Origin of the sequence: Polynucleobacter asymbioticus QLW-P1DMWA-1 (assembly GCF_000016345.1) — a bacterium.
GTDB lineage: Bacteria > Pseudomonadota > Gammaproteobacteria > Burkholderiales > Burkholderiaceae > Polynucleobacter > Polynucleobacter asymbioticus.
This window is the reverse complement of sequence record NC_009379.1, coordinates 1,809,712-1,833,897: the sequence shown is the minus strand read 5'-3', so window position 1 is coordinate 1,833,897 and position 24,186 is coordinate 1,809,712. Positions and strand designations below refer to the sequence as shown.

25 protein-coding genes are annotated in these 24,186 nt (G+C 45.6%); 11 read left to right on the top strand and 14 right to left on the bottom strand.

Annotated elements, in window-relative coordinates; translation table 11 throughout:
• Nucleotides 1-16 precede the first annotated feature (16 nt).
• Nucleotides 17-772, bottom strand: coding sequence for a DnaA regulatory inactivator Hda (hda, locus tag PNUC_RS09160; protein ID WP_011903599.1), 756 nt, complete (start codon nt 770-772; stop codon nt 17-19).
• Nucleotides 773-782: 10 nt separating this feature from the next.
• Nucleotides 783-1,772, bottom strand: a complete 990-nt coding sequence (locus PNUC_RS09155) for an AI-2E family transporter (protein ID WP_011903598.1) — start codon at nt 1,770-1,772, stop codon at nt 783-785.
• A gap of 72 nt (nt 1,773-1,844) precedes the next feature.
• Between PNUC_RS09155 and purM the strand changes: the two genes are divergently transcribed.
• A complete protein-coding gene (gene purM, locus PNUC_RS09150; protein ID WP_011903597.1) occupies nt 1,845-2,897 on the top strand; it encodes a phosphoribosylformylglycinamidine cyclo-ligase in 1,053 nt (350 codons plus the stop codon).
• A gap of 10 nt (nt 2,898-2,907) precedes the next feature.
• Here purM and miaA read toward each other — a convergent pair whose 3' ends face one another.
• Nucleotides 2,908-3,909, bottom strand: coding sequence for a tRNA (adenosine(37)-N6)-dimethylallyltransferase MiaA (gene miaA, locus PNUC_RS09145; RefSeq protein ID WP_011903596.1), 1,002 nt, complete (start codon nt 3,907-3,909; stop codon nt 2,908-2,910).
• A 58-nt stretch (nt 3,910-3,967) separates the two neighbouring features.
• Here miaA and PNUC_RS09140 point away from each other — a divergent pair, with 58 nt between their 5' ends.
• Nucleotides 3,968-4,606, top strand: a complete 639-nt coding sequence (locus PNUC_RS09140; protein WP_048812300.1) for a VTT domain-containing protein — start codon at nt 3,968-3,970, stop codon at nt 4,604-4,606.
• 38 nt (nt 4,607-4,644) lie between these two features.
• Here the strand turns inward: PNUC_RS09140 and PNUC_RS09135 are convergent, their stop codons facing one another.
• Both PNUC_RS09135 and murJ read right to left on the bottom strand, forming a co-directional pair.
• The gene (locus tag PNUC_RS09135) at nt 4,645-5,487 is read right to left on the bottom strand and encodes a SirB1 family protein (protein WP_011903594.1); all 843 of its coding nucleotides are present in this window, start codon (nt 5,485-5,487) and stop codon (nt 4,645-4,647) included.
• Between the two features lie 5 nt (nt 5,488-5,492).
• Nucleotides 5,493-7,046, bottom strand: coding sequence for a murein biosynthesis integral membrane protein MurJ (gene murJ / locus PNUC_RS09130; protein ID WP_011903593.1), 1,554 nt, complete (start codon nt 7,044-7,046; stop codon nt 5,493-5,495).
• A 151-nt stretch (nt 7,047-7,197) separates the two neighbouring features.
• On the opposite strand from murJ, the gene rpsT reads away from it, so the two are divergent.
• Nucleotides 7,198-7,464: a 30S ribosomal protein S20 gene (gene rpsT / locus PNUC_RS09125; RefSeq protein ID WP_011903592.1), complete on the top strand. Its 267-nt coding sequence runs from the start codon at nt 7,198-7,200 to the stop codon at nt 7,462-7,464.
• Between the two features lie 87 nt (nt 7,465-7,551).
• Here rpsT and PNUC_RS09120 read toward each other — a convergent pair whose 3' ends face one another.
• Nucleotides 7,552-7,854: a DUF3579 domain-containing protein gene (locus PNUC_RS09120; RefSeq protein ID WP_011903591.1), complete on the bottom strand. Its 303-nt coding sequence runs from the start codon at nt 7,852-7,854 to the stop codon at nt 7,552-7,554.
• Between the two features lie 151 nt (nt 7,855-8,005).
• Here PNUC_RS09120 and argF point away from each other — a divergent pair, with 151 nt between their 5' ends.
• The 3 genes from argF to ppnP are packed head-to-tail and all read left to right on the top strand — an operon-like array spanning nt 8,006 to nt 10,560.
• On the top strand, nt 8,006-8,953 hold the full coding sequence (gene argF, locus PNUC_RS09115; protein WP_143070082.1) for an ornithine carbamoyltransferase: 948 nt from the start codon (nt 8,006-8,008) through the stop codon (nt 8,951-8,953).
• Between the two features lie 38 nt (nt 8,954-8,991).
• Nucleotides 8,992-10,224, top strand: coding sequence for an argininosuccinate synthase (locus PNUC_RS09110; RefSeq protein ID WP_011903589.1), 1,233 nt, complete (start codon nt 8,992-8,994; stop codon nt 10,222-10,224).
• A gap of 30 nt (nt 10,225-10,254) precedes the next feature.
• A complete protein-coding gene (gene ppnP, locus PNUC_RS09105; protein WP_011903588.1) occupies nt 10,255-10,560 on the top strand; it encodes a pyrimidine/purine nucleoside phosphorylase in 306 nt (101 codons plus the stop codon).
• 79 nt (nt 10,561-10,639) lie between these two features.
• On the opposite strand, the gene PNUC_RS09100 is transcribed toward ppnP, so the two are convergent.
• Nucleotides 10,640-11,092, bottom strand: coding sequence for a DUF192 domain-containing protein (locus tag PNUC_RS09100; protein ID WP_011903587.1), 453 nt, complete (start codon nt 11,090-11,092; stop codon nt 10,640-10,642).
• Between the two features lie 83 nt (nt 11,093-11,175).
• The gene (locus tag PNUC_RS09095) at nt 11,176-11,379 is read right to left on the bottom strand and encodes a cold-shock protein (protein ID WP_011903586.1); all 204 of its coding nucleotides are present in this window, start codon (nt 11,377-11,379) and stop codon (nt 11,176-11,178) included.
• Between the two features lie 275 nt (nt 11,380-11,654).
• On the opposite strand from PNUC_RS09095, the gene clpS reads away from it, so the two are divergent.
• From clpS to PNUC_RS09070, 5 genes are all read left to right on the top strand, one after another.
• Complete coding sequence (gene clpS, locus PNUC_RS09090) at nt 11,655-12,011, top strand: ATP-dependent Clp protease adapter ClpS (RefSeq protein WP_011903585.1); 357 nt, start codon at nt 11,655-11,657, stop codon at nt 12,009-12,011.
• Nucleotides 12,008-14,314: an ATP-dependent Clp protease ATP-binding subunit ClpA gene (gene clpA, locus PNUC_RS09085; RefSeq protein WP_011903584.1), complete on the top strand. Its 2,307-nt coding sequence runs from the start codon at nt 12,008-12,010 to the stop codon at nt 14,312-14,314. Before clpS ends, clpA begins: the two co-directional genes overlap by 4 nt.
• A gap of 27 nt (nt 14,315-14,341) precedes the next feature.
• The gene (locus tag PNUC_RS09080) at nt 14,342-14,575 is read left to right on the top strand and encodes a hypothetical protein (protein WP_011903583.1); all 234 of its coding nucleotides are present in this window, start codon (nt 14,342-14,344) and stop codon (nt 14,573-14,575) included.
• Between the two features lie 308 nt (nt 14,576-14,883).
• Complete coding sequence (locus PNUC_RS09075; RefSeq protein WP_011903582.1) at nt 14,884-16,293, top strand: aspartate ammonia-lyase; 1,410 nt, start codon at nt 14,884-14,886, stop codon at nt 16,291-16,293.
• A 12-nt stretch (nt 16,294-16,305) separates the two neighbouring features.
• Nucleotides 16,306-17,544 carry a dicarboxylate/amino acid:cation symporter gene (locus tag PNUC_RS09070; protein WP_011903581.1) on the top strand — a complete coding sequence of 413 codons (1,239 nt, stop codon included), beginning with the start codon at nt 16,306-16,308 and terminating at the stop codon, nt 17,542-17,544.
• 22 nt (nt 17,545-17,566) lie between these two features.
• Here the strand turns inward: PNUC_RS09070 and PNUC_RS09065 are convergent, their stop codons facing one another.
• The 6 genes from PNUC_RS09065 to PNUC_RS09040 are packed head-to-tail and all read right to left on the bottom strand — an operon-like array spanning nt 17,567 to nt 24,152.
• The gene (locus PNUC_RS09065) at nt 17,567-18,127 is read right to left on the bottom strand and encodes a nucleoside deaminase (protein WP_011903580.1); all 561 of its coding nucleotides are present in this window, start codon (nt 18,125-18,127) and stop codon (nt 17,567-17,569) included.
• A 2-nt stretch (nt 18,128-18,129) separates the two neighbouring features.
• Nucleotides 18,130-18,579: a dUTP diphosphatase gene (dut, locus tag PNUC_RS09060; protein WP_011903579.1), complete on the bottom strand. Its 450-nt coding sequence runs from the start codon at nt 18,577-18,579 to the stop codon at nt 18,130-18,132.
• A gap of 42 nt (nt 18,580-18,621) precedes the next feature.
• Nucleotides 18,622-19,833: a bifunctional phosphopantothenoylcysteine decarboxylase/phosphopantothenate--cysteine ligase CoaBC gene (gene coaBC / locus PNUC_RS09055; RefSeq protein ID WP_011903578.1), complete on the bottom strand. Its 1,212-nt coding sequence runs from the start codon at nt 19,831-19,833 to the stop codon at nt 18,622-18,624.
• Between the two features lie 9 nt (nt 19,834-19,842).
• Nucleotides 19,843-20,331, bottom strand: coding sequence for a signal peptidase II (lspA, locus tag PNUC_RS09050; protein WP_011903577.1), 489 nt, complete (start codon nt 20,329-20,331; stop codon nt 19,843-19,845).
• Nucleotides 20,332-20,347: 16 nt separating this feature from the next.
• On the bottom strand, nt 20,348-23,227 hold the full coding sequence (gene ileS / locus PNUC_RS09045; protein WP_397428501.1) for an isoleucine--tRNA ligase: 2,880 nt from the start codon (nt 23,225-23,227) through the stop codon (nt 20,348-20,350).
• On the bottom strand, nt 23,202-24,152 hold the full coding sequence (locus tag PNUC_RS09040; RefSeq protein ID WP_011903575.1) for a bifunctional riboflavin kinase/FAD synthetase: 951 nt from the start codon (nt 24,150-24,152) through the stop codon (nt 23,202-23,204). The genes ileS and PNUC_RS09040 overlap by 26 nt, the downstream gene beginning before the upstream one ends.
• Nucleotides 24,153-24,186: the final 34 nt, after the last annotated feature.

The following is a 24,186-nucleotide window of genomic DNA, read 5'->3' as shown; positions in this document are numbered from 1 at the left end:
TGGAATATTAAGTAAATTATTTTGGCTGCAAAAGCTCGCGTACAAGAGGCAAGGTTACAGCACGTTTTGTTTCTAGTGAATAAGCATCCAAAGCATCGATTAAGGCCATTAAATTGGGCATATCGCGATAAAAGCGATTTAGCAACCAAGGCAATACATCGGGCGATAAAACGAGACCTCTCGCTTTAGCCGCTTGCTCTAAAGCCTGTATTTTCTCACTATCGTCTAAAAGCTGCGTTTGAAAGACCAAACCCCAGCCCAGGCGGGTTCTCAGGTCTTCGCGTAGCTCTAAGTTGGCTGGCGCTGCTTTGCCGGCCATGAAAATATGAATATTTTTGCTGGCCTGAACACCATTCAGAATACGAAATAAGGCGCCAACTAACCGCTCATCTAGGCGATCCACATCGTCCACCGTAATGACCGATGGCGACTCTGCTTGCGCAAGAGCAGACATTTTTTCTTCTAGTCGTACCCAAGCAGTAGGTTCACTTGGGCTTAAGGAAAAGCATTCAATTCCAGCATTCTGTGCAGCATTATCAATTGCATCTAGTAAATGCGTGCGCCCAGAACCTTCTGGCCCCCACCAATAAATCCATCGATGATTAAGGGGGTTGGTAGATTGTTTACTAGCAACATCTCCCCACGATTTACAAAGCGCATGCAAAGTCGATAACAACGCAAGATCTTTGCTACATAAATAATTATCTAGACTAGCTTTTGGCGAGTGGCTGAGGTCTAACGCAAATTGTTTCGGCAGTGAGGATGTATTCATTACAACAAATTTATTTTTTATACCAATTGCTTTGTGTGTAAACCGACCAAAGATATTGAACCATTACTAAGCTCACTGCACTAATCGGCAAAGCTAGTAGTACTCCAAAAAATCCAAAGAGTTTTCCAAAGAGCAACAAGGCAAATAAAACGACTACAGGATGCAGGCCAATACGCTCGCCCACCAAGCGGGGTGTAAGGATGAAGCCTTCCAGGAATTGGCCTAGTCCATACAAGCCCATCACAGCAACCAATTCTTTTTGCGGTCCAAATTGAAGTAAGGCAGAGATGATCGCTAGAGTAAACCCAATAGTGATGCCAATGTAGGGAATCACAATCATGAGTGCCGTGAAGATGCCCAGTGCAACTGCACCTTTGAGTCCGATGAGGCTCAGGCCAATACTATAAAACGCAGACATGATAGAGATAACAATCACCATCCCATTGAGATACTGAGAAAGTAGTCCATCGGTATGCATTGCTAGATGGTGAATTGTCTCTTGGGCGCGAGGCGGTACTAAATTTTTGATGTACTGAAAGAACTGGGCCCAATCAATTAGCAGGTAAAACATCACAAATAAAATTAGTACAGCATTTACAAATCCAGTAATGACAGAACTTCCAGACATGAGGACCGTATCCAGAGTGGTACTCATCAACTCATCTGCGTTCTCACTAATGTGTTCAGATATTTTTTGAGAGGCAAGAGTTTTGAGATGACCCCAATCCATGTTGATATGAAGGTCGGCCAATTTAGGTCCTAACCATGCTTGAGTGTTCGCAATCCAGGTTGGCAACTGCTCTTTGATCATGGGTACTTCAGTTTTGAGTAGACCAATAAACAGGCTCAATATCGCGCCCACGATGCCTAGGCCAAAAATGATACTGAGGCCAGCAGCCAGCGGAGAAGGCACCCGACGCCTCTCAAGCCAAAGAAAAGCGGGCCTTAGGATATAAGCTAGGATGAAAGCAGCAAGAAAAGGGGTAAAAATTTCGGCCATGACGAGTAATCCTCTAGAATTCAATGATTCTACTGACCTAGTAGCATTTTTTACTAATATTCCAAGCCAGACATGACCTCTTCTACTAATTCCCCATCCCAAGGCCTTTCTTACCGTGACGCCGGTGTTGATATTGATGCGGGGGATGACTTAGTTGACCGTATTAAGCCCTTGGCTAAAAAAACCATGCGGGAAGGTGTTTTGGCTGGAATTGGTGGCTTTGGGGCACTTTTTGAGGTTCCTAAGCGTTATAAGGAGCCAGTATTGGTTTCGGGTACCGATGGTGTTGGAACGAAATTAAGGCTTGCTTTCGAGTGGAATCGTCACGATACGATTGGTCAGGACTTGGTGGCTATGAGCGTGAACGATATTTTGGTCCAAGGTGCCGAACCCCTCTTTTTCTTGGATTACTTTGCCTGTGGCAAGTTGACCGTAGACACTGCTGCAACAGTAGTTGGTGGTATTGCTCAGGGGTGTGAGCTTTCAGGCTGTGCGTTGATTGGTGGCGAGACGGCAGAAATGCCTGGAATGTACCCACCAGGTGAATATGATTTGGCAGGTTTTGCGGTGGGCGCTGTTGAGAAATCAAAAATCATTACCGGGAAAACGATTGTTCCGGGCGATCTTGTTTTGGCAATCGGGTCTAGCGGTGCACATTCAAATGGTTACTCTTTAGTGAGAAAAATTATTGAGCGTGCGGGTGCAAAGCCAAGCGATGATTTAGGTGGCCGCTCATTAGGTGATGTGGTGATGGCCCCGACCGAAATTTATGTCAAACCACTCTTAAAACTCATCTCTGAAATCGATGTCAAGGGAATGGCGCATATCACCGGTGGTGGTTTAGTGGATAACGTTCCTCGCGTACTCCCTGAGAATACTCAAGCTGTACTGCATCGTGATAGCTGGCAAATGCCAGAACTCTTCCGCTGGCTTCAGATGAAGGGTGGCGTTGCCGATGCAGAAATGGTTCGCGTATTTAACTGCGGTATTGGCATGGTGGTCATAGTTGCCCCCGATCAAGCCGACACTGCTATCAAATCGTTAACTGCTCAAGGCTTAAAAGCGTGGACGGTTGGTGAGGTTGTTGAACGTCCTCAGGGCGCGCCGCAGACTATTGTTATCTAAGCTGGTTGTCTTAAACTAAATTACGCTTACAAAAATCTAAGGCCGCCTTTAACTCATTTGGGTTGAAGGGGTCAAAGGTGTTTCTGCCAGTCATCGCACGTAACCAGGTGAGTTGCCGTTTGCCAAGCTGCCTTGTAGCGGCTAGCGACTTGTAGCGCATCTCTTCCCAATCAGTTTGCCCATCAAGATATTCCCAAACTTGACGGTACCCAACCGAGCGAATCGCAGGTAGATCGGCATGCAAAGCTACATTTGCCTTTAAAGTTTTCACTTCCTCAAGTAGCCCACCAACAAGCATTTCATCAAAACGTTTTTCTAAATTGAGATGCAGTCTTTTACGATCACTCGGTTCAAGAGAAACCAGGTTGATCCAGGGAGGTATCACAGAACCTTCTCTACCATCCTCGCTGGGCGATTCAGCTAACAAGGCTGACATTGGCTTGCCCGTAATTTCAAAGACCTCTAGGGCGCGCTGTACCCGTTGGGAATCATTTGGCTTTAAACGTGCGGCTGTTTCAGGGTCAATCTGGGCGAGCTTGGTATGCATCGCTGGCCAACCAAGCGATTTCCCTTCTTCATCTAAGCGAGCCCGAATGTCTGTATTGGCTGGTGGCAGAGAAGAGAGTCCGTGAGCCCATGCCCGCCAATACAACATTGTTCCACCCACGACCACCGGAATATTTCCGCGGCTCCGAATGTCTTCACAGAGTTGTTTCGCATCTTTGGCAAATCGCGCAGCTGAATAGACTTCAGTGGGCTCCAAGATATCAATCAGATGGTGGATTACTGTGGCTTGCTCTTCTTTGCTTGGTTTAGCACTTCCAATATTTAGGCCTCGATAAACCAGCGCTGAATCCATACTAATCAGCTCTACAGTTAAACCAATAGATTGAGCATGCTCGGCAAGAGACATGGCGAGATGGGTTTTGCCTGCACCAGTAGGGCCAACAATACAAAGAATGGGCTTGAAGTCTGGTGACTGCATAGGCTGAATGTAGGGTTCAGTTTGCATACCTGATTATAAGAGCCTGTTAATATCCGCAACAAACCTATATTTGGAGTGCAAGTTGATTGATACCCTTTTGCAATTAAGTGATTTACTGCTGCACATTGACCGACATTTGGATGTGGTCATTCAGCAATATGGTCCTTGGGCCTATGGCTTGTTATTTGCCATTGTTTTTGCAGAAACTGGTTTAGTCGTTGCTCCATTCTTGCCTGGTGATTCCTTATTGTTTATTGCGGGCGCTTATTGCGCTACTGAGCATTTCAATATGTGGACGCTTTGCATTGGCCTACTCATCGCAGCTGTGATGGGCAATACAGTGAATTATTTCATCGGGCGTTGGATTGGAAAGAGAGTGTTTAGCAGTAAGTCACGCTGGATCGATCAGGGCGCCTTATTGAAGACCCATGCGTTTTATGAAAAACATGGCGGCAAGACTATCGTCTTGGCACGCTTTTTGCCAATTATTCGCACCTTTGCACCATTCATTGCGGGCGTGTCTGAAATGAATTTTTCACGCTTTCAGTTGTTCAATATTACTGGTGCGGCTTTATGGGTATTTAGCTTAGTCGTTGCCGGATATTTCTTTGGCAACATTCCCATCATTCGTCAAAACCTCAACGTGATTGTTTTGATTGGTGTGGGTGCAGCAGCTTTGCCAGTGATTCTCGCTGCTGTATATAAAATTTTCCGACGCAAGTAAGAATAAGTTAACGCAAGCAATTTGAGTTAACTTATTCTCTAGTGAAGTTTAGTTTGACTCTCTAGAGTGGCAATGTGCTCGCGAATATCGTTAGCATCTTCCGCTCCAGGAGCTTCGCTCAAATAGCGATGCATATCTGCTAATGCGGGACGGAGGTATTCAAGCTGTGCAAAGATGAGTCCACGATCACGTACTTCTTCAATCGAGTCGGGGAGCAAAATTACCATCCGCTCCTGAATTCCCAGCAGACGTTCCCAACGCTCATGCTCGGAATAGATCATTTTGAGGTTTCTTAGGAAACGCGACAGTATCTCTCGAGGGCTAGAGGCTCGCAAGAAAACGTTTAAGGGAAGACTGAGCTCACCTCGATACCCTTTAGCATCTAGGTAGGGGTCGAGCATTTCTTGTAGCTCATGCTTAGAGAGAGATTCGCCAGTTAATGGATCCATGATCACTTCGCCCTGTTGCAAAGAAATGCGCATCATGAAGTGATTCGGGAATGAAACACCACGAATTTTTAAACCAATTTGTTGGCCTAACTCCATCATCAGAATGGCTAATGAAATTGGCACACCTCTACGGTTTTCTATAACCTGATGTAGATAAGAATTCTCGGGCGCATAAAAATCATTTGGGTTAGGACCAAAGCCTAACTCGTTATAAAAGAAATGCTTCAGAATTTGTAAGCGCTGAATAGGTGAAGTTTCAGGCGTCACACGCAATTTCAGTTTGTTGCCAAGCTCATCTAAGTGATCCAATATGCCCTGCACATCCAAATCCGGATAAGCGTGTTGCGCTACTGCGATGGCAGCTTCCGTTAAAGGGAAGTGTTCATCTTCAGTGACGAGGGAGGTGAAGTAGTCGAGTTGTTGTGTTGGCATACAAGCTATTTTGCATGACGCAAGAATTTTTGCCAGCGAATTCCAACGGCGGCCAGGGCGCTAAAGTAAACCAGGGCTGCCACGCTTAAGAACAAGGCAACCAGGCCAATCCTCGTCCAGGGTTGAGCTTGAAGGGCGATCCAGTTGTAATGATTTGCGCCATAAAAAAGTACTGCGGAGAACGGAATCAGGGCCAAAAATAACTGTCCTAGGTACTTCATCCAAGCGGAGCTAGGTAGTGCCCCGCGCCTATGGAGGCCAATCCAGAGAAGGGCTGCATTGAGGCAGGCACCCGTGCCTACCGATAGGGCTAGTCCAGCATGTCCCAGCCAGGGGACGAAAACAAGGTTGGCTAACTGGGTGGCAACAAGTACCAGTAAGCCAATTTTGACTGGGGTGCGAATATCTTGGCGCGAGTAAAAACCGGGCGCCAAAATCTTTACTAAGATTAGACCAATGAGCCCTACGCCATAGGCTGCTAAAGCGCGTTGAGTCATCAAAACATCAAGCGCATTGAATTTTCCATAGTGATACAGAACTGCAGCCAGCGGCTCGCCAAATAAAAAGAGCGCCATCGCGCTGGGCGCAGCCAATAGGAAAGTCAGCTGCAAACCCCAGATCAACAGTTCACCCGCATGTTCTAAATCATTTTTAGCATTCGCTTTGCTTAGGCTTGGTAAGAGGACAGTGCCCAAAGCAACGCCGAGTAAAGCAGTTGGAAACTCCATTAAGCGATCAGCATAGGACAACCAAGAGACACTCCCAGCCTGTAAGCGTGATGCAATATTCGTATTAATGATGAGGGAGATTTGCGCAACAGATACTGCAAACACTGCTGGCCCCATCAGTTTCATTACGCGTCTTGCCTCGGGGTTCGCGGCGGCAGCCTTGATTGCATCAGGTAGTAAACCGATGCGCGGCAAAAGTCCTAGGCGAGAAAGCGCTGGAACCTGAATGGCTAGCTGCAAAACGCCGCCCAAGAGAACGCCAATACTTAGTGCATAAATCGGTTGCTCTAAATGTGGCGCCAAAAAGATGGCGCTAGTAATTAAGGCGAGATTTAGCAGAACGGGAGTAAAGGCCGGAATGGCAAAGCGATGGAAGGTGTTCAAAATTCCAGCCGACAGCGAAACCATCGAAATCAGACCGATGTAGGGGAACATGATTCTGGTCATGACTACGCTGGCTTCATAAGCCGGGCCACCGCTAAAGCCCGTAGCAATCACCAAAATGAGCAGAGGGGCCCCAATAACCCCTAGTGCTACCGTGAGCAGCAAAGCCCAAAATAAGAGGGTGGCGACGGCATTAATGAGGGTTTGAGCCTTAGTTTGGTCTTCATTTGTGGCAATTTCACCTAAAATCGGGACAAAAGCCTGAGAAAAGGCCCCCTCAGCAAATAGACGGCGCAGTAAATTGGGTAGTCTAAAAGCTACATTAAAGGCATCTGTCCACTCTGAAGCCCCGAAACTACGGGCAATCAGAGTCTCCCGTAGGAGTCCCGTAATGCGGGAAAGCATGGTTAAGCAGCTAACCTTGGCGGCGGCAGAAAGCAAGTTCATGAGCCGATTTTCACCTATTTATTGGACGGCTGGGCTTTTTTGGTCCTTTAAGGTAAAATCTTGGGTTTTGGTGAGCCGGCTTACAAATCTGGCAAGTCCATGAGATTTTTAACTAATCGCAATTTGCAATTTATAGAGGCAAGGTTTAAAGATGGCTAATACAGCACAAGCACGCAAGCGCGCACGCCAGGCAGTAAAACAGAATGAGCACAACTCCAGTTTGCGTTCAAAGCTCCGCACTTCCATTAAGGCAGTTCGTAAAGCAATCGAAACTGGTGATAAAGCAGCTGCAGCGAAAGTATTCGCGGCAACTCAAGCAACAATTGACAAGATCGCTGACAAAAAGATCGCTCACAAAAATACTGCGTCACGTCAAAAGTCACGTTTGTCTGCAGCTATTAAGGCGATGGCAGCGTAACTTAGCAATAGTTTTAGGCTGGTCGAAAAATATTTTCGACCTAAGCCCGCTCCTGATCAGAGCGGGTTTTTGTTTTTAAGGCTAGGTTCAGAGTTTGGGTTCAAACTCGCATGCCTCTTCGATCGGTAGACTGTTGTCTTTGGCAAAGTTCACGACAAAGTCGAGCGCTCTAGGGTCAAGATCACCTAACCTGGTATCGATCACAACGCATTTCACTTTTGCAATGAGCACTGGTCTGACATAGGGCGAATAAGTGAAGCGAGGGTCTCCTGAATCACCGGGAGGGCGAAAAGTAGCCATTACCCCGCAAAGACGCTCCGCCCAATCACTGGGCCGAAATGGTTTGCCAGAAGTTGTAATGCCTTGAATAAAAAGCTTTTTGTAGTTCAAGTTGGCGTAATGATGTTGGTAAGAATAGTATTACTAAGCCCTCTAGCTTAACAGCCTGAGGTAACCGTAAAACGGCTTTAGGTCCTATTTTCGTGCAGCCGAATGCTTTGAGAAAAAAATGCAAGCTAAAACTTTAGTAGAAAGCTCAACTATGACATCTCTGGCAAAGCCTCAAGTGCCTGGTCAGGTGAAGCACTATCTGCAGTTTTCTGACCTCAATCGCGAGGAATACGACTACCTTCTAAAAAGATCAGCTTGGCTGAAGGCCAAATTCAAAAGTTACGAGACTTGGCATCCATTGCATGACCGTACCTTGGCGATGATTTTTGAAAAGCACTCTACCCGAACTCGCCTAAGCTTTGAAGCGGGCATCCATCAGCTTGGCGGCCATGCGGTATACCTCAACACCCGTGACACTCAGTTAGGCCGTGGTGAGCCTGTAGAGGACGCTGCACAAGTGATTTCTCGGATGACTGACATCATCATGATTCGTACCTTCGGCCAAGAGATCATAGAGCGCTTTGCTGCCAACTCTCGAGTTCCCGTGATTAATGGTTTAACGAATGAATTTCACCCTTGCCAAGTATTGGCTGATATTTTTACTTTTGTAGAGGCTCGGGGGCCTATTCAAGGAAAAACAGTAGCCTGGGTGGGCGATGCCAACAACATGGCTTATACATGGCTTCAGGCTGCTGAGTGCTTGGATTTCCAATTGCGCTTCTCTGCACCTGAAGGTTATCAGTTGGACACCTCGCGGTTAACAGCTAAATCCGCAAAATATCTCGCAATATGCTCAGATCCAAAAGAGGCCTGCAAAGGTGCTGACTTAGTTACAACCGATGTGTGGACCAGCATGGGATATGAGGATGAAAATACTTTACGTATGAATGCGTTCCAAGATTGGATGGTTGATGAGGAGTTGATGTCTTTGGCTAAGCCTGATGCGCTCTTTATGCATTGCTTGCCAGCGCATCGCGGCGAAGAGGTTTCCGCAGGCGTTATTGATGGTCCACAAAGCATTGTTTGGGAAGAGGCGGAAAATCGTCTGCATGTACAAAAAGCCCTGATGGAATATTTACTTTGTGGCCGTTTGGATTAAGTAATTTTTTGGTTAATTTTTGGATTGAATAAGAAAATATGTCTGATATTAAAAAAGCAGTCTTAGCGTATTCCGGTGGCTTAGATACAAGCGTGATCTTGAAGTGGCTTCAAGACACCTATGGTTGTGAGATTGTGACCTTTACCGCTGACTTGGGTCAGGGTGAAGAGTTGGAGCCGGCGCGCGCTAAGGCTCTGCAATTTGGCATCAAGCCAGAAAACATTTTTATTGATGATTTGCGAGAAGAATTTGTTCGTGATTTTGTATTCCCGATGTTTCGCGCAAACACCATCTATGAAGGTGAATACCTGTTGGGCACCTCTATTGCACGCCCATTAATTGCTAAGCGTCAAATTGAGATCGCCCGCTTAACCGGTGCTGATGCTGTTTCTCATGGCGCAACAGGCAAGGGAAATGATCAGGTTCGCTTTGAGTTGGGCTACTACGCATTAGAGCCAGGAATTAAAGTGATTGCCCCTTGGCGCGAATGGGATCTACTCTCGCGTGAGAAGTTAATGGCCTATGCAGAAAAGCACGGCATTCCAGTCGAGATGAAACATAAGCAAGGTGGCTCGCCTTATTCAATGGATGCTAACCTTTTGCATATCAGTTATGAAGGCCGTCATTTAGAAAACCCCAATGCTGAAGCAGAAGAGTCAATGTGGCGTTGGACGGTGTCTCCTGAGAAGGCACCTGACGCCCCAGAAATTATTGAAATTGAGTTCCGCGCAGGCGATCCTGTGGCGATTGATGGCAAAGCCTACAAACCCCATGAGTTATTAGCTGAGTTAAATCGCATTGGTGGCAAGCATGGCATTGGACGCCTTGATTTGGTAGAAAACCGTTTTGTGGGCATGAAGAGCCGTGGTTGCTACGAAACCCCTGGCGGCACGATTCTCTTGAAGGCGCACCGTGGCATCGAAAGTATTACCTTAGACCGCGAAGTCGCCCATTTAAAAGATGACTTAATGCCGCGCTACGCTAGCTTGATCTATAACGGCCTGTGGTGGGCGCCAGAGCGTCTTGCGTTGCAAACCCTCATTGACCATACCCAGCAAGCAGTCAATGGCGTTGTGCGTTTGAAACTTTACAAAGGTTCTGTCTCCGTCATTTCACGTGATTCAGCCAATACTTTGTTTGATCAAAATATTGCGACCTTTGATGATGATGGCGGTGCTTATAACCAAGCCGATGCAGGTGGCTTCATTAAGCTCAATGCTTTGCGTATGCGGATTGCTGAAACAGCAAAGCGTAAGCGCGCTCAGAAATAATTCAAACCCCATTCAGACAGGAAATCTCAGATGCAATTTGATCACGTTTCAGTAGGTAAAAAAGCCAATGTATTTTTTGATGGCAAGTGCGTTTCACATACAGTGACATTGCCTAATGGCGTACGTAAGTCGGTTGGCGTTGTGTTGCCAAGTACCTTACGTTTTGACCTAAGTACTAAAGAAATCATGGAAGTTGTCGATGGCACTGCTTTTGTCAGTATCAATGGCGCTCCAGAGCAAGAGTTCAGGGCTGGCCAAAACTGGGAAGTAGAAAAGGGTGGTTACTTCATTATTCGTGCTGAGCAACCAGTGCATTATGTTTGCCACTTTGAATAAGTATCACTAGTTCTAAAGCAAAAACGCAGACTCCAGTCTGCGTTTTTTTATTGCCCAATGAGAGAAGCTCTCTTCGTGCCTATCTCTTGGGTAAACCGCTAATCACCGATCCAGGCACGATCACACGTTCTGAGAACCATTGCTTATTCATCTCTAGGGCATAGCGTACTGCAGCTGTAGGGCAGTGGTTATTGGTAGTTTCAGCCTGCATCTCATCAATGTTCACAATTCTTCCGTCATCCGCAATGAATGCAATTGAAAGAGGAATTTTGGTGTTATTCATCCAAAAGCAATGTCCAGCCTTTTGCTCGAATACAAACAACATGCCTGAGTTCGCTGGCATGTTGGTTCGATTCATGAGGCCCACCTCTCTTGCTTTGGGCGTATCAGCTAGCTCCGCCTGAATTCGATAGATCCCTGTTTTTAATTCAATGGTGGGCAAACCCACATTAACCTGAGCAAAAACCAAACTCGAGGTAATGAAAAATAGGAGGGCTAGGAGAGTGCGTAAAAGCGTTTTAGATATTTGCATATGATAGATTTTAATTGAGCAAATTGCGGGCGAAAAAAAACCCAGGAACAAGTCCTGAGTTTCTCATAATGATCTAAGGACTATTAAGCCGCTTGGATATTGGTAGCTTGCTTGCCTTTAGGGCCTTGGGTAATATCAAACGTTACCTTTTGGTTTTCCTTGAGGGTTTTGAACCCAGGCATAGTAATTGCGCTGAAATGCGCGAACAACTCTTCTTCACCATCATCAGGTTTGATAAAGCCAAAACCTTTTGCATCATTGAACCACTTAACAATTCCGGTCGCCATGCGAACTCCATTACATAAACTTAAAACAACCGTGATGAGGGTAAATACTTTTTAATCAGTCTCGCTCCACAACACGCCTAAATAGAACCTCTCTTGAGGCCTACCCCTGATTGTTTGCCCTTTTTGTAGGGGTGTCAAGGAGTTATATGCACATACCCCCTAGTATTACCCCCTTTTTTTACAGAAAAATGCCCCAATATGGGTTAAAGAGGGATTTTTGCGTGTTTTTCGCAACAAGACCTTAGTTAAATGAAGTTTGGATATCTGTGTTTAGAATGTTTCTCATGAGCCGTAAACCTAAAAATCCCACTACTGGCATCCCTGCCAATCCTTATGCTGAGGACACCATTCTTCTCGAAAAACAAGTCGAGCAGATTAAGGCCCCTTCTATGTATAAGGTTTTGCTTTTGAATGACGATTACACGCCAATGGAATTTGTTGTGATGGTCATTCAGGAGTATTTTAATAAAGATCATGAAACAGCTACACGCATCATGTTGCAAGTTCATTTAGTTGGCAAAGGTATTTGCGGGGTATTTACCCGTGATGTCGCTGCCACGAAAGTGCATCAAGTTATAGAACTCTCCCGCGAAGCGGGCCACCCACTACAGTGCACTATGGAGGAAGCATGATCGCCCAAGAATTAGAAGTGAGTTTGCACATGGCGTTTGTTGATGCGAGAGCATCACGACATGAGTTCATTACTGTTGAGCATTTACTAGCAGCACTGCTTGACAATGCAACGGCCGTTGAGGTTCTCAAGGCTTGTGCAGTCAATATTGCTGAGCTTCGTACCCAATTAAAAAACTTTATCAATGACAATACTCCAGTGGTTCCTGGTAGTGATGAAGTCGATACGCAGCCAACCTTGGGATTTCAGAGGGTGATTCAACGCGCTATCATGCACGTGCAATCAACCTCGAATGGAAAAAAAGAAGTAACCGGTGCAAATGTATTGGTAGCGATCTTTGGAGAAAAAGATTCTCACGCGGTGTATTTCTTGCAACAGCAAGGCGTGACCCGTTTGGATGTAGTGAACTTTATTAGTCATGGCGTTCGCAAAGATCAGTCTGAGCATGTCAAACCAGTTGAGTCATCTCAAGAGACTGAAGAATCTGCGACCTCCGGAAAAGAAAGTCCCTTAGACCAATACACGCAAAACCTTAATGCCTTAGCTCGCCAAGGAAAAATTGATCCACTCATTGGGCGCGAGAGTGAAGTAGAGCGCGTAATTCAAGTGCTTTGCCGTCGTCGCAAAAACAATCCGCTGTTGGTTGGTGAGGCTGGCGTTGGAAAGACTGCTATTGCTGAAGGCTTAGCATGGAGAATCGTCAAAGGTGATGTGCCTGACATCTTGGCTGATGCCACCGTCTACTCTTTGGATATGGGCGCTTTATTGGCCGGTACTAAATATCGCGGTGATTTTGAGCAGCGTTTGAAAAGTGTTCTTAAATCCCTTAAAGATCATGCCCACGGTGTTTTGTTTATTGATGAGATCCACACCTTAATTGGTGCTGGCGCTGCCTCTGGCGGCACTCTGGATGCGAGCAATCTATTGAAGCCTGCGTTGTCTAATGGCCAACTCAAATGTATTGGTGCCACTACCTTTACTGAATACCGCGGTATCTTCGAAAAAGATGCTGCGTTATCTCGTCGCTTCCAAAAGGTAGATGTGGTTGAGCCAACGGTAGATCAAACAGTACAAATTTTGCGCGGTCTTAAATCTCGCTTTGAAGAGCATCACGGCGTGAAATATGCTGCTGCTGCATTGGTGGCCGCCGCTGAACTTTCTTCACGCTATATTAATGATCGCCATTTGCCTGATAAGGCAATCGATGTCATTGATGAGGCTGGTGCTGCACAGCGTATCTTGCCAAAGTCAAAGCAGAAGAAAACAATTGGTCGTCCAGAAATTGAAGAGATTGTCGCCAAGATTGCTCGCATACCGCCACAATCTGTCACCGTGGATGATCGCAGTAAGTTGCAAACCCTGGATCGCGATATTAAGAGCGTGGTGTTTGGTCAAGATCCTGCCATTGAAGCTTTGGCTAGCGCCATTAAGATGACGCGCGCAGGCCTTGGAAAAATTGATCGCCCAATTGGATCTTTCCTTTTCTCTGGACCTACTGGCGTAGGTAAGACTGAGGTGGCTAAGCAGCTCGCTTATATCTTAGGCATTGAACTCTTGCGCTTTGATATGTCTGAGTACATGGAGCGTCATGCTGTGAGTCGTCTGATCGGTGCGCCTCCAGGTTATGTTGGTTTTGATCAGGGTGGCTTATTAACTGAGGCAGTAAATAAAAAGCCGCATTGCGTGTTGTTGTTGGATGAGATTGAAAAAGCCCATCCAGATATCTTCAACATTCTGTTGCAGGTCATGGATCACGGAACTCTTACAGACAATAACGGACGCAAGACAGATTTCCGGAATGTCATCATCATCATGACTACCAATGCGGGTGCTGAGGCGATGCAGAAGTCGACAATTGGCTTTACCAATGCTCGAGAGTCTGGTGATGAAATGGCTGATATTAAGAAGTTCTTCACTCCAGAATTCCGCAACCGTCTAGACGCCATTGTTTCATTCAAGGCCTTGGATGAAACCATCATCATGCGTGTTGTTGATAAGTTCTTAATGCAACTTGAAGAGCAATTGCATGAGAAGAAAGTGGACGCTACCTTTAGCGCTGCTTTGCGCGCTCACCTTGCTAAGCATGGTTTTGATCCATTAATGGGTGCTCGCCCAATGCAACGTATTATTCAAGATACAGTGCGTAAAGCGCTTGCTGATGAGCTGCTTTTTGGTAAATTGGCACAAGGCGGTCATGTCGCTGTTGATATTGATGCGGAGGGTAAAGTGCAGTTAGATTTTGATGCCCCAGCATTGCCAGGCAAGACGTCAAAAGCAGATGCCACACCAGTAGAAGAAATTTAAAATATCAATTACAAACCAAAGGAAAATATGTCTCATCACGATAAATTATTAGAAGCTTTAGAAACGTATAAGGCTGAGAATGAAAAGTTTCAAGTTAAGGGCGTTAAGGCTTCGGCTGCGCGTGCCCGTAAGGCATTGCAAGAGATTGCCGGTTCTTGCAAAGAGCGTCGTAAAGAAATTACCGCTGAAAAAGAGTCTCGCGAAGGTGCTGGCGCTGGTATGTCGCAAGATGCTGCCCGTCACGCCCATGTTCGAAAATAAGACATCGTTGATGTAAATAGCCACCTGCGGGTGGCTTTTTTATTGGCTAAATCGGGCGCAGTCAAAACTGATGGAGATAGAATGGTAAAAAATACTTGGCAAAATCTATGAAAAATCTTGGATGAAATTAATGCACATGCTATTCATGGCGGTGTACCTATATCTGAAGAGGCTGCATACTTTAGTTTTTTAAATGCGATATTCCTGCTTAAACGAAAGCTGGAGGACTCATAGTCCATTTTTTAAGAATATTTTCTTTGAAATGTCGTAGTTGGTGATAAATTGAAGTCATATTAACGGAGACAAGTATGACAAAATCAAGCCGTCCAGAGCATGACTTATTGGGGGATGCCGAGGTGCCCGCCGATGCCTATTGGGGTATCCACACTTTAAGGGCGATTGAAAACTATCCAATCACCGGCATGGTCATTGGCGATTATGCTGAACTCATAAAAGCTTTGGCGTATGTCAAGGAGGCTGCTGCTAAGGCTAATCTCGAGTTAGGCCATTTAGATCCCAAGAAGGCGGAAGCTATTATTGCCGCTTGTCATGAAATCGAATCTGGAGAGCTTCACGATCAGTTTGTCGTAGATGTTATTCAGGGTGGTGCAGGAACCTCCACCAATATGAATGCAAATGAAGTTATTGCAAATCGGGCATTAGAAATATTGGGATATGAAAAAGGGGATTATTCCAAACTTCATCCAATCAATGACGTCAATATGTCGCAAAGTACTAATGACGTTTACCCAACCTCATTACGCCTAGCCACTTGTTTTGCTATTCCCACCTTATTAAAAGCAATGGCATCGCTACGAGAAGCTTTCGCTGATAAGGCTGAAGAATTCAAGGATGTTTTAAAGATTGGTAGGACGCAGCTTCAGGACGCGGTGCCAATGACTTTGGGTCAAGAGTTTTCCACTTATGCAGTGATGATTAAGGAGGATGAGGACCGTCTCAGCGAGGCTATTTCCTTAATTGCTGAAATTAATCTAGGGGCAACTGCAATTGGTACGGGTATTAATACGGATGTTCGTTATTCCAAATGCGCCATAGAGTATTTGCAAAAAATTTCTGGTGTTGACCTCATTGCTTCTCCTAATCTGATTGAAGCAACTCAGGATTGTGGCGCTTTTGTGCAACTTTCTGGTGTCCTCAAGCGAATCGCGGTAAAGCTCTCAAAGATCTGCAATGATCTGCGTTTACTATCTAGCGGTCCTCAGGCTGGACTCAATGAAATTCGATTGCCTGCTAGAGCTGCCGGTTCATCCATCATGCCTGGAAAAGTAAATCCAGTGATTCCAGAGGTAGTTAATCAAATTGCCTTTGAAGTGATTGGTAATGATGTGACCATCACGATGGCGGCTGAGGGCGGTCAACTGCAGCTAAATGCTTTTGAGCCGATCATTGCGCATAGTCTTTTTAAGAGTATTCAGCATTTAACCGCAGGATGTGACACGCTTAAAAATCATTGTGTAGTTGGCATTACCGCTAATCGTGAGGTTTTAGCTGAGCGTGTCCGTACCTCTGCAGGCCTTGCTACTGCCTTAAACCCTTATCTCGGTTATGAGAACGCCACGATGATTGCCAAACGAGCGCTGCAGGAAAATTGCTCAGTGGCAGATTTGGTTCTTGAACTTGGGTTAATGGATAAAGAAACGCTAGATAAAATTCTGAGCCCTGCTGTTCTTACTACTCCAGGCATACAGTCAAAATAAACAAGGAATGTGATGACATCTAAAAAATTAACAAACTTTATCCTTGGGGCAATGCTCTTAGGGATTGTTAGTGGTTATCTTGTTCATGTGTACGGGTCAGCTTCGGGATTCGCCGCAAACTATGTGGAATATATTTCTGTATTAACGGATATCTTCTTAAGATTAATCAAGATGATTATTGCCCCCTTAGTCTTTAGTACTCTAGTGGTTGGCATTGCAAGAATGGGTGATGCCTCGGCTATAGGGCGTGTGGGTCTAAAGACCTTTGCTTGGTTTATTGGTATGTCCTTGGTGTCCATCTTATTGGGCCTATTGATGGTCAATCTTTTGCATCCTGGCATTGGTGTGAATTTGCCTATTCCAGAGGTGACGGCGAATACTGGCTTAGATAAGAGCGGGTTTAACGTGCGTGAGTTTTTCAAGCACATCTTCCCAAGCAGTATTTTTGATGCCATGGGCAAAAATGAAATATTACAAATAGTCGTTTTTGCTATATTTTTTGGCGTTGCTGCGGGTAGCTTTGGGCAAAGGGCTGAGGAATTTATTCGCAATCTAGATATGCTCTCCCATATCATGCTCAAGATTACAAATGCCGTCATGAAGTTTGCGCCATTTGCAGTCTTTGCAGCAGTCTCCTCTGTGGTTGCTGAAAATGGCCTGGCTATTTTGATGACCTATGGAAAGTTTATGGCCAGTTTTTATGGGTCGATTTTGATATTGTGGCTAGTGATTGTTTTAATTAGCTCCATTGTTCTCAAAAGAAGAGCATTCCATCTGGTTTCCATGTTGCGCCAACCGATTTTGTTGGCCTTTAGTACGGCTAGCTCCGAAGCCGCTTATCCCATGACTCTTGAGCAGGTAGAAAAGTTCGGTTGCAAAAATAAGATAGCCTCTTTTGTTCTGCCGATTGGATACTCATTTAATCTTGATGGCTCCATGATGTACTGCTCATTTGCTGCGGTGTTTATTGCTCAGGTATATTCAATTGACATGACGCTTTCTCAGCAGCTCCTGATGTTGCTGGTGTTGATGATCACATCAAAAGGAATTGCTGGAGTTCCCCGTGCTTCCTTGGTGGTGATTGCTGCGACTCTTTCCCAATTTAACTTGCCAGAAGCGGGCGTTTTATTAATTTTAGGGGTAGATCATTTCTTGGATATGGCACGCTCTGCCACTAATGTTTTAGGAAATGGCTTAGCGACAGCAGTCATTTCAAAGTGGGAGGGGGAGCTTGACCCACATGGCTCTTAAAAAAATCCACCCTCGGGTGGATTTATGCATTAATAGGGGTTGTTATCTTCCGGTTGGCAAATAGAGAGTCGCACTCTGCTTCAAGGATGCCGCCCAGTAATTGAGTTTGGCTAAAGTTGTTTCCTTGATTGATTTCTTTGGCACTAAAGGTAAAGATATCAATGCCTGACTTTTTAATGGTGTTGGCTGAACTGCCGTAAACTACGCCCCCTATGCCACTCCAGATGAGGGCGCTCATACACATAGGGCAAGGCTCTCCAGTTGTATACAAAATGAGATTAGCCCAGCCTTGATTACCATGCTGTGCGACATATTGGTTGATGCAAACCATTTCACCATGAAGTACTGGGTTGGAAAAGGTCTTGTTTACGCCTTGTGCAAGAATTTTGCCACTCTTGGAGTTGGTAATTGCTGCACCAAATGGGTAGCTCGCATTTTGTGCAGCGATGGCGATAGCTGCACGCATACCTAATTCATGTTGCGCTAGGGGAACTGAGGCAAGTTCAGTTTTCGCTAGAGCGCTTTGACTTAATAGTCCGAGGCTCAAGCCGCATAGGCAGGTTAATGCACCCCGACGGTTCATTATTAAGTTCTACCCGTACTACCAAAGCCGCCTGCACCACGACTGCTTTCTGTAAATTCTTCTACAACCTTCAGTTCTACCTGTTGAATTGGCATCACTACTAGTTGTGCAAGACGCTCCATGGGTTCGAGCTTAAATGGATTAGACCCGCGATTCCAGGTGCTCACCATCAGTTGGCCTTGGTAATCTGAATCAATTAATCCAACTAAGTTACCCAACACAATGCCGTGTTTATGTCCAAGACCTGATCTCGGTAGAATGAAAGCTGCATAACGTGGGTCTTCTACATAAATAGCCAGACCAGTTGGTACTAAGACTGTTTGGCCCGGCACAATCTCAATAGCCTCATCAATACAGGCACGTAAATCTAAACCAGCGCTACCAGGCGTGCCATAGCTTGGCAATTGATCGCGCATGCGTTCATCGAGAATTTTGACCTGAAGAGATTGCATGAGATTTCCTAAAACGAATAATGAGAAAAAAGTAGTGAGGGTTTAAATTTTCTTGGCTACTAGCTGTATGAGCTGTCGAGCCAATTGCAGCTTTTCAGCTTTAGCGATTTTTTTACTACCATTGGCGTCGATCACAAGTAACTGATTTAAGTCACTACCAAAGGTTTCTGGGCCTATATTGCCGACAATCATCGGGATGCCTTTGCGCTTGCGTTTTTCGTCAGCATGTTTTTCTAGATTAGTGGATTCAGCGGCAAAGCCAATGCAATATGGGTGGGGTTTGCCGGCTTTGGTTTTTACGGACTTGGCAACGTCGAACAGAATGTCTGGGTTTGCAATAAATTCCAAGTTCGGCGCCTCTTTACCTTGGCGCTTAATTTTTTCTTTGGATGGTTTTGCAATGCCCCAATCAGCTACTGCAGCGACTGCAAAAAATAGATCGTAGTCAGTTAAGCTTAAAGTTGCAGCATGCATTTCTTTAGCGCTAATGACGTTGGTTCGGGTAATTTGTCCGGTAGCTTGGAGCGGTGTATCTAGATCACATGGCCCTGCAATTAAATGTACGTGAGCGCCAGCTTCAACAGCAGCCCTAGCGATTGCAAAGCCCATCTTGCCTGAGCTGTGGTTAGTAATACCGCGGACGGGATCGATGGCTTCGAAGGTTGGTCCTGCCGTAATTAAGACTTTTTTACCGGCCAGCGACTTTTTCTGGAAGAAGGCAATCAGTTGCTCTGTAATTTCAGAAGGCTCAAGCATGCGACCCATCCCTGTTTCACCGCAAGCTTGAAAACCGCTTGCGGGACCCAGCAGGGTGACGCCATCTTCCGAGAGTCTTTGTACACTTCTTTGTGTGGCGGCATGCTCCCACATCTGTTTATTCATTGCAGGTGTCACTAGCAGTGGACAATCTCTAGCAAGACAGAGTGTGCTCAATAAATCATCTGCTAAGCCTAGAGAAAGTTTAGCGATGAGATCAGCGCTTGCGGGCGCAACCAGAATTGCATCCGCAGAACGGGATAACTCGATGTGCGCCATATTGTTTGGAACAGTACTATCCCATTGGCTCAAATAAACAGGATTGCCTGTGAGGGCTTGCATAGTGACCGGCGTAACAAATTGTTGTGCAGCCTCAGTCATGACTACTTGGACTGTTGCGCCTTCCTGCATTAATTGACGTGCAAGCTCTGGTGCTTTGTAAGCAGCAATTCCACCAGAAATACCCAGAACGATTTTCTTATTTAAAAGTGATTGCATGGCGCCAGCTTAATGGGATTGAGGAGATTTGCCAAATGACTTATGTAATTCGCCGAAAATAATGAGTACAGCCCCAATGCAAATGGCACTATCAGCAACATTGAATGCAGGCCAATGCCAATTGGCGTAATGAAGATCAATAAAATCCACAACTGCGCCATACATCAAGCGATCTAAGACATTGCCCAGTGCACCCCCTAGGATCAAGCTCAGAGCCACGCAAAGTAAGCCATCCTGTTGATTCTTGCGAAGCATAACCACTATGTAGATGCTCGCTAGCACGCCAAGGAAAGTAAAAAACCAACGCTGCCAACCCGAGCCTTGCGCCAGAAATGAAAATGCAGCACCAGGATTAAAGAGGAGCAACCAATTTAAAAATGGGAACACGGGTTCTGGAACCCCCATTTGGAGATTGGTAAGCGCAAGCCACTTACTCATCTGATCTAACAGTAGAGTGATTGAGGCAATTGCTAGGCAGCGAAGAAATGAGATGCTCATGTAGTCAATATCTCGCTTATGCAAATAAGCGATGATCGCCGTCGCCAAATAGATTGCTAATACAGCGCCCACATAACTCAGGGTGGTCTGAATTTGCGCCCACGTCTGGGGTGTGATGCCAGCATCGCCCACATTTCTTATATTGACTACCACGCACTAATACTTCTAAGCCCGCATTACTCAGTTCAATAGAGGCGCTAGAGGTAATGGTTACAAAGCGTAAATCATTCTCTAGCGAGTGAAGAATTGCAAAGTCCACATCACCCACTTTGATCGTGAGTTCAGCTTGTAGGGATGAGCCCACATTACCAGCTTCACGCTCTACCTCAATTGCTTTAGTAACTTCAGAGCGAATTTCACGAATACGATTCCATTTGGCAAGTAGTTCTTGCGAGTCAGTAATTTCAGGGAAGCTACCAAATTCTTCCATAAAGATAGATTCCGACGCTTGGTTGTCTGAACCGTGTGGAAAGTCCTTCCAGGCCTCTTCAGCAGTAAAAGAGAGGAATGGGGATAACCACTTCAAGAGATTGCGAGTAATGTGAAATAGCGCATTTTGTGCAGCTCGGCGATCAGGAGAATTAGGCGCGCTTGTATAAAGACGATCCTTGATGATGTCTAAATAAAAGCCACCTAAATCTTCAGAGCAGAATGAGAGCATGCGTGCCACTGCTGGCTGGAATTCATAAGCTTTGTAATGGGCCTCAACGTCCTCTTGTAATTGATTTGCTAAGGCAAGTGCATAGCGGTCAATTTCAAGCCATTGATCAACAGGCATTGCATGCTTAGCATGATCAAAGTCAGAAAGGTTGGCTAATAAGAAACGCAAGGTATTACGAATGCGACGATAGCTCTCAGTAACTCGTTTGAGAATTTCATCTGAAATTGTCATTTCACCAGAGTAATCGGTGGATGCAACCCAGAGGCGAATAATTTCTGCCCCTAATTTATCTGCAACTTGCTGGGGTGCGATCACATTACCAACAGACTTACTCATCTTGCGACCTTGACCGTCAACGGTAAAGCCATGGGTAAGCAGAGCTTTGTAAGGAGGCTTACCATCCAACATAGCGCCAGTTAAGAGGGATGAATGAAACCAGCCACGGTGTTGATCTGATCCTTCGAGGTAGAGGTCGGCTAAACGTCCTTGCGGCGTTTCAGCTTCAGCCGTTAGTAATTCATCACGGTGCGAGCCGCGAATCACGTGCCAATGCGTTGTGCCTGAATCAAACCACACATCAAGAGTGTCACGATTTTTTTCGTACTGAGATGCTTCTTCTCCAAGCAGTTCAGCAACTTCCAATTGTTGCCATGCTTCAATGCCACCGGTTTCTACCCGCTTGGCAATTTCTTCTAGAAGTTCTACTGTGCGTGGATGAGGATCACCAGTTTCTTTGTGTACAAAGAAAGCCATCGGCACACCCCATTGACGTTGACGGGACAAAGTCCAGTCTGGACGATTGGCAATCATGCTGTGTAAGCGTTGTTTACCCCATGCCGGGAAAAACTCAGTATTTTCAATTCCGGCTAATGCAGTTTCTCGCAAGCTAGCTTTGCCATCTGTTGGCTTTTTATCCATACTGGCGAACCACTGGGAGGTTGCACGATAGATGATGGGTGACTTATGACGCCAGCAATGCATGTATGAGTGGGTATACGTCTTGTCACGTAAGAGGCTGCCTGCTTCGCGCATTGCTTCAACAATCTTTGGGTTGGCCTTCCAAATGTATTCATTGGCAAAGAGCGGGAGCCATGATGCATAGACGCCGTTACCCATCACTGGATTGAGAATATCTTTATCAGCAAGATTGTTGGCTTTACAAGATTTAAAGTCTTCCTCGCCATAAGCTGGTGCGGAGTGAACAATGCCAGTACCGGTATCGATGGTGACGTACTCGGCTGGATAGATTGGCGAGAGTCTTTTGTATCCCTCATGTAATGATGCCAAAGGGTGCCAAAAAGAAATATTAGCCAATTGACTACCCGTACATGTAGCAATGATTTTTCCTTCGAGGCCATAGTCTTGCAAGCAAGTTTCAACACGGTCTTTGGCCAGGATCAATAACTTGTCGCCAACGTCGACCAATGCATAAATTAATTCTGGATGGACGTTCATCGCTTGGTTAGCCGGAATAGTCCAAGGTGTAGTTGTCCAAATAACGATCTGACCTGGCTTATTCGGTAGTTCGCTCAGCCCAAATGCTTTTGCAAGTTGTGGGCGTTGCGCCTCATCAAACGCAAAGCCGACATCAACGGTAGGGTCAGTTTTATCTTGATACTCCACTTCAGCCTCAGCCAGAGCTGAGCCGCAATCAAAACACCAGTTAACTGGTTTTAGGCCGCGGAAGACGTAACCCTTTTCCCAGATTTTCCCTAGCGCCCGAATTTCATCGGCTTCATTGCGAAAGTTCATGGTCAAGTAAGGGTTATTCCAGTCACCCAACACCCCCAAACGCTCAAAATCTTTTTTCTGTTTATCAATCTGTACTTGGGCATAAGCACGTGCCTTAGCTTGCACTTCGGCAGTAGGCAAATTTTTACCAAATTGTTTTTCAATCTGAATCTCAATTGGCATTCCGTGACAATCCCAGCCTGGAACATAAGCAGAGTCAAAGCCCATTAACCAACGAGATTTGACAATCATGTCCTTCAGAATTTTATTTACCGCATGACCAATATGAATATCACCGTTGGCATAAGGAGGGCCATCATGCAGAATGAACTTTGGTTGATTGGCATGGGCAGCACGAATCTTTTCATACAGTTTATTTTTTTGCCACTGAGCTACCCATTGGGGTTCGCGCTTGGCCAAATCTCCCCGCATTGGAAATGAACTATCTAGTAAATTGACGGGGTAAGTATTTTCTTTTTCAGACATAAGCTTTTTTCTTGAAATAATTTCTGGCGTGCTTTGCATCTGATGCAATAGCTTGGGTAAGGGCGACGAGACCATCATACTTGGCCTCGTCGCGAATCTTTTCTAAGAGTTCGACGGTAATAATTTTTCCATACACATCTTGCTGATAATCAAACACATGGGTTTCCAAAAGAACGCGTCCTTCGTCTTCAACTGTTGGCCGTACACCTAGGCTAGCAACCGCTGGCAGGGCTTTATCTGAGAGTCCCAATACTTGAGCGGTAAAGATGCCAGTAGTTGCCGGTTTACGATGATGAAGATGGTTTGCAACCGCAAGATTTAAAGTGGGGAATCCTAATTGACGACCGAGTTGTTGACCATGAATCACGTGACCAGAAATACTATAAGGTCGTCCGAGTAATTTTTCTGCTTGCAACATATCACCGCTGCCTAATGCATTACGTAGTGCAGAACTAGAAATACGCTCGCCATTTTCGAGTATGGTTTGAATGCTGGAAACTTCAAAGCCATACTTCTCCCCAGCAGCTTTTAAGCTTGCAAAATCACCGGCGCGTTTTGCACCATAGCAAAAGTCATCGCCAATCAAAATCCATTTGGCATTGAGTCGTTTAACAATAATTTCAGAAACAAACTCTTCAGGTGAGAGGCGAGCAAAAGCAGTATTAAAGTGTTCGACAACAACGCGGTCAATTCCTAGCTCTGCCAAAGCAGCTAACTTATCGCGTAAGTTCAAAATTCTGGGGGGCGCCTGCTCAGGGGAAAAGAATTCTTTTGGGTGAGGCTCAAACGTCATGACGCAACTTACCAAGCCTCGCTCGGTGGCGCCATCTACTAATTGCTTTAATAGGGCGCGATGACCCCTATGCACGCCATCGAAGTTGCCGATGGTAAGGGCACAAGCAAGTCCTGCAGAAAACTGGGTGGGGCCACGGAATACGTTCACAAAATCGCTTTCAGGGTAGCCATCAATTATATTG

Coding starts and splice junctions, on each gene's coding strand:
- hda (WP_011903599.1), bottom strand. CDS start 772: ATGAATACATCCTCACTGCCGAAACAATTTGCGTTAGACCTCAGCCAC.
- PNUC_RS09155 (WP_011903598.1), bottom strand. CDS start 1,772: ATGGCCGAAATTTTTACCCCTTTTCTTGCTGCTTTCATCCTAGCTTAT.
- purM (WP_011903597.1), top strand. CDS start 1,845: ATGACCTCTTCTACTAATTCCCCATCCCAAGGCCTTTCTTACCGTGAC.
- miaA (WP_011903596.1), bottom strand. CDS start 3,909: ATGCAAACTGAACCCTACATTCAGCCTATGCAGTCACCAGACTTCAAG.
- PNUC_RS09135 (WP_011903594.1), bottom strand. CDS start 5,487: ATGCCAACACAACAACTCGACTACTTCACCTCCCTCGTCACTGAAGAT.
- murJ (WP_011903593.1), bottom strand. CDS start 7,046: ATGAACTTGCTTTCTGCCGCCGCCAAGGTTAGCTGCTTAACCATGCTT.
- rpsT (WP_011903592.1), top strand. CDS start 7,198: ATGGCTAATACAGCACAAGCACGCAAGCGCGCACGCCAGGCAGTAAAA.
- argF (WP_143070082.1), top strand. CDS start 8,006: ATGACATCTCTGGCAAAGCCTCAAGTGCCTGGTCAGGTGAAGCACTAT.
- PNUC_RS09110 (WP_011903589.1), top strand. CDS start 8,992: ATGTCTGATATTAAAAAAGCAGTCTTAGCGTATTCCGGTGGCTTAGAT.
- ppnP (WP_011903588.1), top strand. CDS start 10,255: ATGCAATTTGATCACGTTTCAGTAGGTAAAAAAGCCAATGTATTTTTT.
- PNUC_RS09100 (WP_011903587.1), bottom strand. CDS start 11,092: ATGCAAATATCTAAAACGCTTTTACGCACTCTCCTAGCCCTCCTATTT.
- PNUC_RS09095 (WP_011903586.1), bottom strand. CDS start 11,379: ATGGCGACCGGAATTGTTAAGTGGTTCAATGATGCAAAAGGTTTTGGC.
- clpS (WP_011903585.1), top strand. CDS start 11,655: ATGTTTCTCATGAGCCGTAAACCTAAAAATCCCACTACTGGCATCCCT.
- clpA (WP_011903584.1), top strand. CDS start 12,008: ATGATCGCCCAAGAATTAGAAGTGAGTTTGCACATGGCGTTTGTTGAT.
- PNUC_RS09080 (WP_011903583.1), top strand. CDS start 14,342: ATGTCTCATCACGATAAATTATTAGAAGCTTTAGAAACGTATAAGGCT.
- PNUC_RS09075 (WP_011903582.1), top strand. CDS start 14,884: ATGACAAAATCAAGCCGTCCAGAGCATGACTTATTGGGGGATGCCGAG.
- PNUC_RS09070 (WP_011903581.1), top strand. CDS start 16,306: ATGACATCTAAAAAATTAACAAACTTTATCCTTGGGGCAATGCTCTTA.
- PNUC_RS09065 (WP_011903580.1), bottom strand. CDS start 18,127: ATGAACCGTCGGGGTGCATTAACCTGCCTATGCGGCTTGAGCCTCGGA.
- dut (WP_011903579.1), bottom strand. CDS start 18,579: ATGCAATCTCTTCAGGTCAAAATTCTCGATGAACGCATGCGCGATCAA.
- coaBC (WP_011903578.1), bottom strand. CDS start 19,833: ATGCAATCACTTTTAAATAAGAAAATCGTTCTGGGTATTTCTGGTGGA.
- lspA (WP_011903577.1), bottom strand. CDS start 20,331: ATGAGCATCTCATTTCTTCGCTGCCTAGCAATTGCCTCAATCACTCTA.